The organism is Tenacibaculum xiamenense, assembly GCF_964513065.1.
Taxonomy (GTDB): Bacteria; Bacteroidota; Bacteroidia; order Flavobacteriales; family Flavobacteriaceae; genus Polaribacter; species Polaribacter xiamenense.
Window position 1 is genome coordinate 101,616 of the sequence record NZ_CAZEQU010000022.1, and the last position, 12,454, is coordinate 114,069.

Here is a 12,454-nt window from a genome sequence, read left to right on the forward strand (position 1 = left end):
AAATAATCATGAGAAATACAGAAATCGAAGAATACAAATATTTAAAAGCCAAAAAAAGAGTAGAGAAAATAAAAGGGTTTTACATTCATACAATTGTAACAATAATTCTTATACCAGTGTTAACCTTTATCAATTTGAAATTTGTTCCACAATACCATTGGTTTTGGTTTCCTATGTTAGGAATGTTATTAGGTCTTTTCTTTCATTGGTTCGGTGTATTTGGTACTGAAAAATTTGGATTTGGTAAAGATTGGGAAGAGCGAAAAATTAAAGAATATTTGGACGAAAATTAAGAAATCATGGAAAGTAAATATATTGAAGAAAAGAAATACTTAGATGCTAAAAAAAGAATTAAACAGATAAAAGCGTTTTATGTACATGTTGTTGTAAACATTGTATCGTTAGCCATAATCATAGTCGTAAACTTAATTTTTTCACCTCATTATCATTGGTTTTGGTTTGCAGTAATAGGAATTGTTCTCGCTACATTTTTTCATTGGTTAGGAGTTTTTGGAGCGAATATAATAGGTTTAGGTAAAGACTGGGAAGATCGTAAGATTAAAGAATATTTAGAAAAAAATAAATAAATAATTATGGAGAAAGATTATTCAAAAGAGCATAAATACCTTTTAGCAAAGAAGAGAGTAGAAAAGATTAAAGGATTTTATTGGCACGCCGTATCGTATGTATTGGTAAATATTTTTATCTCAGCGATAATAATCATCGGAATTACTTCAGATGGAGGTTCATTTAAAGAAGCTATTAATAATTTTGGAGTATACTCAACTTGGATATTTTGGGGAATAGGATTATTCTTTCATTGGTTAAGTGTTTTCGGGTCTAATTTTATTTTTAATAAAAATTGGGAAGAGCGAAAAATTAAAGAATTTATGAATGATAAGTGATATTATTATGGAAATAGATAATAAAGAACAACAAGAAAAATACTTAAGAGCGAAGGGTAGGGTTGATGAAATAAAAAAATATTACACTCATTTAGTCGTATATATTATTGTGAACATTTTTATAAGTGCAAACAAAATAATGAGAAACATGAGTAATGGAGAAACATTTTCAGAAGCATTTTTTGACTTTAATACTTTTGCTGTTTGGGTTTTCTGGGGAATAGGTATAGCTTTTCATACATTCAAAGTATTTGGATTTAACCTTTTACTAGGGAAAAACTGGGAAGAGCGTAAGATTAAAGAATATATGGATGATTAACTAAAGTCATGGAAGTAGATAAAATAAAAATTAAAGCTCAAGAACGAGTAAGAGAACTTAAAGAGTTCTACCAGCACTTGTTTGTGTATCTCATTATAAATGTAGTTTTCACCTTTTTGTCAAACTATTTTAATATTGTTATTAAAATTTATGGAGATCTCAAGATTAGTAATAAATTTACCGAAAATGGTTTTGAATATTATTCTTTATGGGGAATATGGGGTGTGGTTTTACTCATAGATGCATTTAGGGTATTTGGAATCAGACGATTTTTAGGCAAGGATTGGGAAGAAAGAAAAATTAAAGAATTAATTAACAAAGAATAAATAGACAATTCAATAATGAATATAGTAGTTATAGAAGACGAAAAACCTGCAGCAAGAAGACTTCAACGCATGTTAGCCGAATTAGATTTAGAGGTAACAAAAATGTTACACTCCGTAGAAGAATCTATAAATTGGTTTCAGCAGAACACTCATCCAGATCTTATTTTTCTTGATATTCAACTTTCTGATGGTTTATCTTTTGAAATATTTGAAGAAGTTTCTGTTAAGTCTGCTATTATATTCACAACGGCTTATGATGAATATGCTTTAAAAGCTTTTAAACTAAATTCTATTGACTATTTATTAAAGCCAATTGATGATGATGAATTAAAAATTGCAGTAGATAAGTTTAAAGAGCAAAATAATAGTAAACAAACCGACATACAGGTAAATATTGATGACATCAGAAAACTATTAATTAATCCTATTGATAGAAAATACAAAAAGAGGTTTACCATCAAAGTTGGTCAACATATTAAAATTATTCACTCCGATGAAATAGAGTGTTTTTACTCAGAAAATAAAGCAACTTATATTCATACCAGTGGAAACAGAAATTATTTAATAGATAATTCATTAGAACATTGGAATGAACAACTTGATCCAGAACAATTTTTCAGAGTTAATAGAACTTATATCGTACATATCAACTCAATCAAAGATATTGTATCCTATACAAACTCTCGTTTGCAATTAAAACTTCATAATTATGATGAAGCAGAGATTATTGTTAGTAGAGAACGCGTGAAAGATTTTAAAAATTGGATAGAATAATAAATACTTAAAGCTTAAATAAATCGTTAAACCTTAAGTAAACACCGTATGAATAATCGAAATTATTCTTTTTACTTTCTTGCGTAACTAAGGTTTCTATAGATTCGTTAAGTTGATAAAGTCCCTCTAATTGAACTCCTATTAAAATATTTTTAGCTAAGAGCTTTTCATAAAATACTTTGGCAAAAAGTAACTCTCTTTTAGGTTCTTGAAGGTTAAGATATCTGTTATCTAGTTCTCCATTCCAATAATTATTATTAACCTTAAGAGAATAAGAATTGAACATATCATTACCCAAAGCTGTGACAAATCTATTGCTTTTAAAATATGAAAGCATAAAATTTAAATTCTTATGCAAGTATCTTAATTTAAAATAGTTTGCATTTCCACTTGAAAAAGGATGCTCTGTCAAAGGAGCATTCGTAGTATGGAATAGAAAATAATAGCTCAATATAAATTGATGATCAGAATTTGTCTCAAACTTGTATTTAGTTCCTATCGCTAAATTATGCAGGTCATAAATGTCAATAATGTTTTGTTCATTTCGTATTTTTTTATTGATTTGACCTCCTTTATGTCTAGTAATAAATTGTATAGGAAAAGTTAGGTTTTCTGTGGCATTAATATTGGCTGAAGCTCCCAATGTAAAAACCTCTTTAAAGTCATCATTAGCACGGATGTAGTTTTCCCAGTTAAGCCAAGTATCTATAGTGAATCTTTTTGAGCGGTATTTATATTGTAAACCAGTTTCAATGACATCATCTCTCAGAATTTTCTCACTAGCTAAAATCGGTTCAATAGTTCCATGATTATTTCCAGCAAAGAAATTACCAATGGTGAATTCATGATTTCCATTAGAGTACTGGAAACTGAAAGTAGGGATAACATGTTCAACTTTAGTTTCTCCGAAATTCTTTTGAATAAAAACACCAGCTTTAAATCGAGTGTTTATTGAGTTGTTATATTGTATTTGTGGATAAATATGACTTCCTAAAAGAGTATAACCGTCGGCAATGAAATTGAAATATTCGTTGTTTTTAATGAAATTAAGATTATAAACTTCTAATCCGAATTTAGATGATACCCTATTTGAAAGTTGATTGGTTGAGTAAAAAATAGATTCTTGGGAATATGAATATAGAACAATAAATAGGGAGATTATAGTAAGTAGTTTTTTCATTTAAGAATCAAGAGTGTATTATATTAACAAAACTTCAAGAGTACTAAAATACTACTATTCCTATAAATAGAGGTTGATGTTATTAAAGAAGTAAATAATATTTGGGTATTAAATTGACTTATAATAGAAATGATTGCTAAAATTTTCTTTTACAAAGTATTTGGATGGTGTGATGCCTGATAGCTGTTTAAACTCTTTTATAAAGTGACTCTGATCATAATATCCATTGTCCAGAGCAATAGGTAGGTAAGAATCAGTTTTACTTAATAAAACTTCTTTAGCAGTTTTTTGGAGTCTTGTAATTCTTTGAAATTTTTTCGGAGTAATACCAAATTTTTCTTTAAAATTTCGTTCATATTGTCTATAACTAACATTGCATTTAAAGGCTAGTTCATGAAAATTTATAGAATTAAATTGTTTATAAAGTAGCTGTAAATTAGCATTCCAATTAATACTTTCATTTAAATGATGTTTCAAGAGCTTTTTTAATAAAAATGTCTCAATGCAACTTATTTTTTCTTCGATAAGAGCAGAATCATGTAATTTTTGTAAAAGAAGTTTTCCTTCAGAAGCCCAAATATCTTCAACGCTTAAATATTCATTTATAATATAAGAATATGGTATTGAAGTGAAATGTCTGAACGCTCCACTTTTAAAGCGAACGGCTAGATATTCAATCTTCTTATTATCATCAAACTTAAGTGCTGTTCTCGGGCATATAATATGTCCTTTAGGTAAAGACTGTTGGTGAATAGATAGCGTTTTTTTTAAGTGAAATAATAACTCTAAACCAGTTCCAGGGAGTACTAAAGGCAGATCAATGTTTTGCTTACAAACAAAATATCTATCTACATATGCAGATAGATATTTTGATGGTTTGTAATGCGTTTTTACCATAAGATTAGTAATTAGTAATAATGGGTTCGCTACTGAGCATATTGCCTACATCACTTAGAAATTGATGAAAATGATCCGATGTGTTGTGATAATTAACAGCCTCTTGATTCGTGTATTCTTCGAAAAAAAGAAACCTACCCTTTGAATCTATATGATTAAAGAGCTCGTAAGTAATACACCCTTTTTCATTATTACTTGTCTTTACCATTTGTTTAGCTAGCTCTATAAACTTTTCTACATCGTTAGCTTTTACCTGAATTTGTGCTATAATAGTTTTTTTCATAACTCAAAAATAGTGAGTGATAATTGATGAGTATTGTAAAAAAACGACATTGAACATAAATTATATCTCTTTAGCCTTGATAAAATCGGAAATTAAATAGCTAATAAATTTCCCAACTTGTACTGCTGTTGTCGGTTCATTTTTTACTGCAGGAGCTCCTTCACAAATATGTATGTATGAAGCCTTGTTATTTTTTGAGAAATGATGCACAAATTGACGTGTTTGCTGAGGTGTAAAACCACTAGGTGTCATGGCACTACTAGGAAAATACTGAATACAATCTAAATCTATTTCAATTCCATAGAAATTATCTTCTATAAAATTAGTAGCACGTTGAAGTTCATTTTTAAAACTAGTTACCTGAGATACTTCTAATTCCTCAAAAGTATTATACTCAAGATTTATACTATTATGAATTTTTTCAAAAATGTATTGTGGAGTATAATTTTCATGCAAACCAAACATAAAGTATTTGTTCAAATAGCCTTCTTCCAAAGCATATGAAAAACCATTTCCACTATGACGTTCTTCTAAACGTCTTAGATCAGTGTGAGCATCTAAATTAATAACATTGATTGGAGTGTTTTTAGCTAATGAAAGTCCTTTAATATTTCCATAAGCGTTATTATGACCTCCACCAATAATAATTGGAATTTTGTTCGATTTAATGATTAAACCTACAAGTTCCGATACCTCTTTATCAATGCTTTTTACCAATAAATCTCCCTTTTCTCGATCAGAAGGGTCAAAGTCCATAACATTATCAAAGCAATCTAAATACCCTAAAATTAAAATATCATCTCCTTTAATAAATTGATTTTGCTGTGTGTTAAGAAAAGCTTTAATTGCTGGAATAAAACTGGTATGAGCACCTCCATTACCACCGTTCATTTTAACTCCAATATCTTCAGGAACACCGAAAATAACAAAAGAAGCATCAGAGTTTTCCAATCCCTCTTCTAACGATTTTCTTGTATTTAGAACAGATACACACTCGCCCAACTTTATTTCTCCTTTACGTGGATTCGTAAAATCGTTTATGTTTTGTTGGTTAAAAATAGTAAGCATAATTATTATATTTTTTTACCATTTAAGTAAACATCATCAATCAAATTAGATCCAAAACTATATGGAATAAAACCATATGAAGGAATCTCTTTAGTAATGATGAAATTGGCTTTTTTACCTTTTGTAATACTTCCTACTTCATCAGATAAGTTCATGGCATAGGCACCATTAATTGTAGCTGCATTTATGGCTTCTTCTGGTGTCATTTTCATTTTTATACAAGCGGTTGCTACAACAAAGTTCATATTTCCAGAAGGCGTAGATCCTGGATTAAAATCAGTAGCCAAGGCCAATGGTAACCCAGCTTCTATAATATCACGAGCGGGTGTATAAGGAATACTCAAAAAATAAGAACAAGACGGTAATGCTACAGGCATTGTTTCTGAACCTTTTAAAGCGTTTATATCTTCTGTATTCATTATTTCCAAATGGTCAACAGATAAAGCGTTATGTTTTACACTAACCTGAACGCCACCAATAGTTGTAAACTGGTTTACGTGTACCTTTGGAATAAGTCCATAAGATTGGGCTGCAGATAAGATTCTGTCAGTATCGTCAACAGAGAAATATCCTGTTTCACAAAATGCATCAACAAATTCAGCTAAGTTTTCTTCAGCAACTTTAGGAAGCATTTCGTTGATAATTAAATTAATGTAACCTTCTTTATTATTTTTAAATTCAGAAGGAAATGCATGTGCTCCTAAAAATGTGGCTTTTATTGGTAAGTTATAGTTCTCTTTAAGCTTTTTTATTACTCGAAGCATCTTAATTTCAGCATCTACAGTTAAACCATAGCCCGATTTAATTTCTACAGCACCAGTTCCTAAGGCAATAACTTCTTCTAACCTTTTAGCCGATTGCTTGTATAAATCTTCCTCTGAAGTGCTTTGGAGCTTTTTGGCTGAGTTTAAAATACCACCACCATTATTTGCAATTTCTTCATAAGTCAAACCGTTAATACGGTCTACGAATTCTTGTTCTCTATTACCCGCATAAACAATATGTGTATGAGAATCACACCAAGTCGGTAAAATCATTTTTCCTGAGCAATCAATTTTTTTGTCAGCTGACTGAGGAACATTCTCCATTGAACCAAAGTCAGTAATAATGTCATTTTCTATAAGTAAATAGGCATTTTTGATAGTGGGTAAGGTTTTCATTTCACTACCAGATACCTTTTTAACGTCTGAATTTCTTACTTGAATTAATTCTTTTATGTTAATTAATAAAGTAGTCATGTGTTGTCTCGTATTTGTTACGACAAACTTACATTAAAAAAGAATAAATTAGGAGGAATTAAACTGAGATTTGATATTCAATTTTTATAACTGCTGAAAATAAAAACAGGTTGCCTTCTTCTAACAAAGAATAACGGCAACCTGCAAGCGAGTTAAGCTTTAATTTTTTAAAACATTCCGTTCGTATGAGCTAATTTTTCTGGTATTTCCTGAATAACATCCCAATGTTCAACAATTTTATCATTTTCTATTCTGAAAAGATCGTAAAATGTGTGAGGTTTTCCATGCCATTCTCCTTCACTCATTGTAAGAACAAAGTTTCCTTCCCCTAAAACTTTATGAGTTTTCTTATAAATAAACATATCGTTTTGAGAAATTAAGTACTCAATAGCATTATTTAAACCATCAAGACCATCTGCAACACTTGTGTTATGTTGATGATACTTTTCTGTACTCACATAATCAGTAATTTTCGTCGGATTATTGCCAAAAAGAACATCGTCAACAAATTTTTTGACTAATGATTTATTGCTTTCGGTTTTATCTAAATCTTCCACTTCAGTCGGTCCATCAAACTGAGATCTTCCACTCACTGTTTTAGATACGATTGGATTTATGGCATCCCAATGCTCAGCAATTTTACCATCTTCAATTCGGTAAACATCAAAAGTTACTATTTCTTTTGCTCCAAACGCTTCAGCATTATCATAAGTATTATGCATTACGATGAAATTGTCATCTTGGAATATTCTATGTGTTTTATAGGTTGTACCAGCTTTTTGTAGCATAGGTAAAAAACCTAATACAGGTTCAATACCAGTTGGTACGTGAGGATTGTGTTGAATGTATTTTTCAGAAAAGTATTTTTTTACTTCCTTTGGATTATATGTTGTAAAAAAAGCTTCTTGCGCCTGAGATGCTAAAGCTTTTAAGTCTTTTGTTTCCATTTTTTCTTCTTTTTTTGTGATTGAGTTTGTTTTCTTTGAACTAGTACAACCAATTGTAAAAGATGTTACTATGGTTAATGCTAGTAATGATATTTGTTTCATTTGTCCCCTTTTAATTTGTTTTTAAAAACTAATACAAAATTCTTCTATTTTAATTAATTGAATGCTATATAAATAATTAAAAAGACTGTAAAAAAGGGAAAGTTGTTAGATGTAATCCCAGAAGATAGGTTGTGTTAATCTAAGAATTTTGTTTTCTGAACAATTCAGGAGTAATGTTTGTGTGGCGCTTAAAATACTTGTAGAAATTAGGGATTTCTTCGAAACCAGATAAATAGGCAATTTCTTTTATAGACTCATTAGAGTTTAACAACAAACGTTTGATATGAGTAATATAAATATCATCTATAAAAGCTTTTGCAGAAAGGTTTATTATATTTCGACTAATGTTATTGAGAGTTTTAGAGGAAACATTCATTAGATTGGCATAATCACTAACCTTTGATAAATTGGTAACATTTGATTCTACCAAACTTTGAAATAAAATAAAATCGTTCAAATATTTTTTGTCGAATAAAGTATTATCATTTTTATATTTTAACCTAAACAGCTTTGTAATTAGGATATGAAGTTCGCTTCTTATGATACTTTGAGAATAGTTGTCCTTAATTCCAAAATATTCGTTATTAATTCTTTGTATAATGGAATTAAGTTCAATTAATTCTTTTGGGGTTAATTGTATTTTTGGGTTTCCTAACATTTCGTTGAAAAGTTGAAGAGTTTTTAAACTTTCAAGCTTTTCTAAATATGATACAAGAAAATCATCTGTAAATAAAAGTAAATCTCCTTTAACGGCTTTATTTAAGTGAAACCTATGTATTTGGTTTTTTCTAATGGTTAAAATAGTTCCAGGCTGGTAAGAATGTTTTTTGAAATCAATACTATGTACACCTTCTGATTCCTGAATAACAATAATCATGAAGAACTCCAATACTTGAACCTGATTAAAAGAATCTAAAAGTTCTTTTTTTTTAAAAAGCTCTTCAATTCTAATCATGTCAAATCCTGAATTAGGATTTTGTTTATTATTAAATTTAATATGGATTAAGTCGTCCTTCAATTATTTACTATTTAATAGAGTAAATGTACGTAAAAGAGAACAAAGAGATTTACATTAATAAACAATCGATATGATCTGTTAGCATGTGAAATAGAAGCCCTAAACCAATAAAGATGTAAGGTCTTTTTAAGAATAATAAGATTATATAAAAGCCAATAGCATAAAAGGTGTGAAGTGGATGAAAGTTAATACTGCATCGATTTGATTGAAAAATAGGAGTAGCCAATAAATGATCTAAATCAACAAGCATTGTAGCTAGAAAAATTAGGTATACTTTTTTCCATTCTTTTTTAAAAAAGATCAAAGCAATGACCAACGGAGCGATAAAATGTAAGAAATAGTGTATGAAAAAACGCATTTTTATTTAAATTCTCGCTGTCTTTTCGCTTCGAAAGTCAATATTGCGGCCGCCACCGAAACATTCATAGAGTCTATTTCTCCTTGCATAGGAATATTAATATTTTGAGTAGCGTTATTTCTCCAGATTTCGGTTAAACCTGTTGCTTCCGTACCAACAACTAAAGCAGTAGGTAATGTATAATCATTTTTGTGGTATTCATTTGAGTTCTGAAGTGTAGCACTATAGATATTGATTTGTTTTTCTTGCAAAAAACTACAAATTTCTTCAGAACTCCCCACTACAATTTGGTTAGTAAATAAGCAACCTACGCTTGATCGAATAATATTAGGATTAAACATATCGGTTTTAGGGTCAGCAATAAAAACTGCATCTAAATTTGCAGCGTCAGCTGTTCTAAGCATAGCACCAATATTTCCAGGTTTTTCAATCCCTTCTAAAACTAGAACCAGAGGACTTTCATGGTTAAAATGCAAAGACTCAAGATCAAAATTTTTGGTTTTAACAATGGCAATAATTCCTTCTGTAGAATCGCGATATGCTATTTTTTGATAAACATCTTTCGAAACTTCAATAATGTTCTTACTAGAAATATTGAATTGAGACACTTGTTCTATAGAAAAAACGGAAGGTTCAATTAAAACACTTTCAATTTTATAACCTCCTTTTAGGGCCAAAGACAATTCTCTCTGTCCTTCTATAATAAAAAATCCTTTTTTGCGCCTCTCTCTTGACTTATCTTGAAGTTTCAAGATATCTTTAATTAAGGGATTTTGAACACTATTGATTATTCTCATAGCGCAAAAATACTATTAAGATTGAAATATTAATACTAAAAAAATGAATCTAATGTCTGCTTTTGAATTCAGCAGTTATAATTTCAAGTTCCTTTTGAGATAACTTAGACGTTCTTTTAATTTTATCAATAAATTGTTGAATTTCTGAAGGAGCTTTAGGACATCCTAGATTTTGATTCGAAGAATTAAAGCAGTCTTCTAATACTTTTCCTTTAGAATCAAGAATTACCCAAAAAGGAAGACCAGCTGTTTTTCCATTTTGTTTTTCCAATAAATCACTTGCTCCAGGATTTTCAAGGTGTTTATTTCTAGAAGGTTCAAAAACTGTAAGATTTACAATTACATAATTCTTTTCAAATAAATCTTTGCATGTTGGACTCTTTATTTTTTGATCCATTTTTTTACACCATGTACACCAAGAGGCTCCATACTTTAAAAGAATGTTCTTTTTTTCTTTTTTTGCCTTTTGCATGGCCTTGTTCATAATGGTTTCAGCACTGTCTTGCGCTTGAATTTGAAAAATAAAGAAAAGCGAAATAAAAAATGCGGTAATAAGTTTCATATGATATTATTTAAAGGGAAATATTTATACAATAATAGGTAAAAAAAATAACTATTTGATTTTGTGGTATAAATGTGGTGAAAAAACTAACCCTTACCAATGGGATGGTAAGGGTCGGATTACTCTTAAAAGTGGAAACAATTAATTACAAATAATGTTGTGCTGTAACTTATTGATACAAAGGTATAGCGAACTCTTAAAATCGATTAATTACTTTTCGACACATTATGTTTAAAAAACGACAAATAGGATTTTTTAGTTGTTCATGATGAAGTAAGTAGCTTCATATCAGTTTGAATTTTTTATTTTCTTCTTTATGGTAAAAGAGCTAATTTTGTATTAGAATAAGTTGAAAATTGCTATAATACTTTATCATAAAACGGATCCCTTGATTTAGTCTATTGTATTTGTAGCTTTTAAGGCTTTTTAAATAATACGTGCAATTGAAACATTATAGAAGGTAAATTAAGAACGTTATAAATTTAAATTATTATGAAAATGGAATTTCGAAAAAAAGCTAGAATTTTATTGGGACTAATATTATTTGTGTTTATACAATCGTATGGACAGGAAAAGAATTTCGAATGGAATATACATTCGCCAGGTTTTGCCAATGGAGTTAATAATGAAGTAGCCTACATTAATTTCGGAAAGAATAGAGTTTGGGGCTGGGCGGAAGTTACGATTACTTGCGGCTATAATTATCAATTAGCAACTGGGAAGTATACCAAAAGATATAGCATTGGGAGAAATGTTGGTGATGGAGCTTATTTTCACCAAAAGTCGGAGGTACCAGTAATTTTTGGGCCAATATCAACTCAATTTAAGTTAGGAGAGTTTGAAATTAACGCTAATGGAGATTTGGTTCTTCCAATTTATCATTTGGTAAGTACAAGTAATAAATTATTAATTTCAGTTAAAGGAGGATCAACGATTCCTGTTGACACCACTTTATTTTCAATAATTAATCCCGTTGTAATTGCAAATTCTGAAACTAAAGATAAAATGTCATTCGAAAATGATATGGTTTTAAAAGGCAAGTTGGGATTAGGAACATTGTCTACTGGAAATCATAAATTGGCAGTTGAAGGTTCAATTGGTGCTAGAGAAGTTAAGGTTGAAGCCTATCCAAATTGGTCTGATTTTGTTTTTTATGAAAACTATGACTTGCCAACTCTTAATGAAGTAGAGAAACATATAAAACAGAAAGGACATCTAAAAGATATTCCAAGTGCCAAAGAGGTTGAAAAAAATGGATTTTATTTGGGGGAAATGGATGCCAAGCTTCTTCAAAAAATAGAAGAGTTAACTCTTTATACAATTGATCAAGAAAAGAGCTTAAATTCTCAAAAGAACCAAATAGAAAAGCAAAACTTGAGAATTGATCAACAGCAAAAAGAAATTCAGGAACTAAAATTATTGGTGAATGAACTTTTGAAAAAAGGTCAATAGATAAGTGAAAAACTAATTAAAAAGCATTCCTCTTAGGGATGCTTTTTTTATTGGTTTAATTATAAAATCCGATTTTAAGAGCTCAATTGTAGATGGTTGTTTTTAAATGACATGAGAGAGAACTATCACTTTTTTAACTGCACATTAACAATACCAGCTATAGAATTTCTTACTTTTGGAGCTACAAATGATTATAAACTAAAGACTTAAATTGGTTACCAGTAGATT

Annotated in this window: 17 protein-coding genes; 7 read left to right on the plus strand and 10 right to left on the minus strand. The window is 29.5% G+C overall.

What is annotated here, in order from left to right; genetic code table 11:
• Nucleotides 1-8 precede the first annotated feature (8 nt).
• From ACKTTV_RS09690 to ACKTTV_RS09715, 6 genes are read left to right on the plus strand one after another with little or no spacing between them, the layout of a single operon-like run.
• On the plus strand, nt 9-293 hold the full coding sequence (locus ACKTTV_RS09690; RefSeq protein WP_408030639.1) for a 2TM domain-containing protein: 285 nt from the start codon (nt 9-11) through the stop codon (nt 291-293).
• A 6-nt stretch (nt 294-299) separates the two neighbouring features.
• Nucleotides 300-587 (plus strand): 2TM domain-containing protein, encoded by a 288-nt coding sequence (locus ACKTTV_RS09695; RefSeq protein ID WP_408030640.1) that lies wholly within the window; start codon nt 300-302, stop codon nt 585-587.
• 6 nt (nt 588-593) lie between these two features.
• Entirely contained in the window at nt 594-905 is a 312-nt protein-coding gene (locus tag ACKTTV_RS09700) for a 2TM domain-containing protein (RefSeq protein WP_408030641.1), read from the plus strand.
• On the plus strand, nt 895-1,224 hold the full coding sequence (locus ACKTTV_RS09705; protein ID WP_408030642.1) for a 2TM domain-containing protein: 330 nt from the start codon (nt 895-897) through the stop codon (nt 1,222-1,224). Before ACKTTV_RS09700 ends, ACKTTV_RS09705 begins: the two co-directional genes overlap by 11 nt.
• 8 nt (nt 1,225-1,232) lie before the next feature.
• Entirely contained in the window at nt 1,233-1,550 is a 318-nt protein-coding gene (locus ACKTTV_RS09710) for a 2TM domain-containing protein (RefSeq protein WP_408030643.1), read from the plus strand.
• Nucleotides 1,551-1,565: 15 nt separating this feature from the next.
• Complete coding sequence (locus ACKTTV_RS09715; protein ID WP_408030644.1) at nt 1,566-2,324, plus strand: LytR/AlgR family response regulator transcription factor; 759 nt, start codon at nt 1,566-1,568, stop codon at nt 2,322-2,324.
• 7 nt (nt 2,325-2,331) lie between these two features.
• Here the strand turns inward: ACKTTV_RS09715 and ACKTTV_RS09720 are convergent, their stop codons facing one another.
• From ACKTTV_RS09720 to ACKTTV_RS09765, 10 genes are all read right to left on the minus strand, one after another.
• Complete coding sequence (locus ACKTTV_RS09720; protein ID WP_408030645.1) at nt 2,332-3,504, minus strand: hypothetical protein; 1,173 nt, start codon at nt 3,502-3,504, stop codon at nt 2,332-2,334.
• A 108-nt stretch (nt 3,505-3,612) separates the two neighbouring features.
• Entirely contained in the window at nt 3,613-4,401 is a 789-nt protein-coding gene (locus ACKTTV_RS09725) for a helix-turn-helix domain-containing protein (RefSeq protein ID WP_408030646.1), read from the minus strand.
• A gap of 4 nt (nt 4,402-4,405) precedes the next feature.
• Entirely contained in the window at nt 4,406-4,684 is a 279-nt protein-coding gene (locus tag ACKTTV_RS09730) for a putative quinol monooxygenase (RefSeq protein WP_408030647.1), read from the minus strand.
• 60 nt (nt 4,685-4,744) lie between these two features.
• Nucleotides 4,745-5,752: a formimidoylglutamase gene (locus tag ACKTTV_RS09735; protein ID WP_408030648.1), complete on the minus strand. Its 1,008-nt coding sequence runs from the start codon at nt 5,750-5,752 to the stop codon at nt 4,745-4,747.
• A 5-nt stretch (nt 5,753-5,757) separates the two neighbouring features.
• Complete coding sequence (gene hutI, locus ACKTTV_RS09740; protein ID WP_408030649.1) at nt 5,758-6,990, minus strand: imidazolonepropionase; 1,233 nt, start codon at nt 6,988-6,990, stop codon at nt 5,758-5,760.
• 167 nt (nt 6,991-7,157) lie between these two features.
• Complete coding sequence (locus ACKTTV_RS09745; RefSeq protein ID WP_408030650.1) at nt 7,158-8,039, minus strand: nuclear transport factor 2 family protein; 882 nt, start codon at nt 8,037-8,039, stop codon at nt 7,158-7,160.
• 139 nt (nt 8,040-8,178) lie between these two features.
• The gene (locus ACKTTV_RS09750) at nt 8,179-9,057 is read right to left on the minus strand and encodes an AraC family transcriptional regulator (RefSeq protein WP_408030651.1); all 879 of its coding nucleotides are present in this window, start codon (nt 9,055-9,057) and stop codon (nt 8,179-8,181) included.
• Between the two features lie 49 nt (nt 9,058-9,106).
• Nucleotides 9,107-9,415, minus strand: coding sequence for a DUF6122 family protein (locus ACKTTV_RS09755; RefSeq protein WP_408030652.1), 309 nt, complete (start codon nt 9,413-9,415; stop codon nt 9,107-9,109).
• Between the two features lie 2 nt (nt 9,416-9,417).
• A complete protein-coding gene (locus ACKTTV_RS09760) occupies nt 9,418-10,212 on the minus strand; it encodes a TrmH family RNA methyltransferase (protein WP_408030653.1) in 795 nt (264 codons plus the stop codon).
• Nucleotides 10,213-10,261: 49 nt separating this feature from the next.
• Complete coding sequence (locus ACKTTV_RS09765; RefSeq protein ID WP_408030654.1) at nt 10,262-10,774, minus strand: thioredoxin family protein; 513 nt, start codon at nt 10,772-10,774, stop codon at nt 10,262-10,264.
• A gap of 498 nt (nt 10,775-11,272) precedes the next feature.
• Here ACKTTV_RS09765 and ACKTTV_RS09770 point away from each other — a divergent pair, with 498 nt between their 5' ends.
• Complete coding sequence (locus ACKTTV_RS09770; RefSeq protein WP_408030655.1) at nt 11,273-12,226, plus strand: hypothetical protein; 954 nt, start codon at nt 11,273-11,275, stop codon at nt 12,224-12,226.
• The last annotated feature ends 228 nt before the right edge of the window (nt 12,227-12,454 follow it).

What these genes read in the sequence shown, in the direction of transcription:
- ACKTTV_RS09690 (WP_408030639.1), top strand. Translation starts at nt 9, where the DNA reads ATGAGAAATACAGAAATCGAAGAATACAAATATTTAAAAGCCAAAAAA.
- ACKTTV_RS09695 (WP_408030640.1), top strand. Translation starts at nt 300, where the DNA reads ATGGAAAGTAAATATATTGAAGAAAAGAAATACTTAGATGCTAAAAAA.
- ACKTTV_RS09700 (WP_408030641.1), top strand. Translation starts at nt 594, where the DNA reads ATGGAGAAAGATTATTCAAAAGAGCATAAATACCTTTTAGCAAAGAAG.
- ACKTTV_RS09705 (WP_408030642.1), top strand. Translation starts at nt 895, where the DNA reads ATGATAAGTGATATTATTATGGAAATAGATAATAAAGAACAACAAGAA.
- ACKTTV_RS09710 (WP_408030643.1), top strand. Translation starts at nt 1,233, where the DNA reads ATGGAAGTAGATAAAATAAAAATTAAAGCTCAAGAACGAGTAAGAGAA.
- ACKTTV_RS09715 (WP_408030644.1), top strand. Translation starts at nt 1,566, where the DNA reads ATGAATATAGTAGTTATAGAAGACGAAAAACCTGCAGCAAGAAGACTT.
- ACKTTV_RS09720 (WP_408030645.1), bottom strand. Translation starts at nt 3,504, where the DNA reads ATGAAAAAACTACTTACTATAATCTCCCTATTTATTGTTCTATATTCA.
- ACKTTV_RS09725 (WP_408030646.1), bottom strand. Translation starts at nt 4,401, where the DNA reads ATGGTAAAAACGCATTACAAACCATCAAAATATCTATCTGCATATGTA.
- ACKTTV_RS09730 (WP_408030647.1), bottom strand. Translation starts at nt 4,684, where the DNA reads ATGAAAAAAACTATTATAGCACAAATTCAGGTAAAAGCTAACGATGTA.
- ACKTTV_RS09735 (WP_408030648.1), bottom strand. Translation starts at nt 5,752, where the DNA reads ATGCTTACTATTTTTAACCAACAAAACATAAACGATTTTACGAATCCA.
- hutI (WP_408030649.1), bottom strand. Translation starts at nt 6,990, where the DNA reads ATGACTACTTTATTAATTAACATAAAAGAATTAATTCAAGTAAGAAAT.
- ACKTTV_RS09745 (WP_408030650.1), bottom strand. Translation starts at nt 8,039, where the DNA reads ATGAAACAAATATCATTACTAGCATTAACCATAGTAACATCTTTTACA.
- ACKTTV_RS09755 (WP_408030652.1), bottom strand. Translation starts at nt 9,415, where the DNA reads ATGCGTTTTTTCATACACTATTTCTTACATTTTATCGCTCCGTTGGTC.
- ACKTTV_RS09760 (WP_408030653.1), bottom strand. Translation starts at nt 10,212, where the DNA reads ATGAGAATAATCAATAGTGTTCAAAATCCCTTAATTAAAGATATCTTG.
- ACKTTV_RS09765 (WP_408030654.1), bottom strand. Translation starts at nt 10,774, where the DNA reads ATGAAACTTATTACCGCATTTTTTATTTCGCTTTTCTTTATTTTTCAA.
- ACKTTV_RS09770 (WP_408030655.1), top strand. Translation starts at nt 11,273, where the DNA reads ATGGAATTTCGAAAAAAAGCTAGAATTTTATTGGGACTAATATTATTT.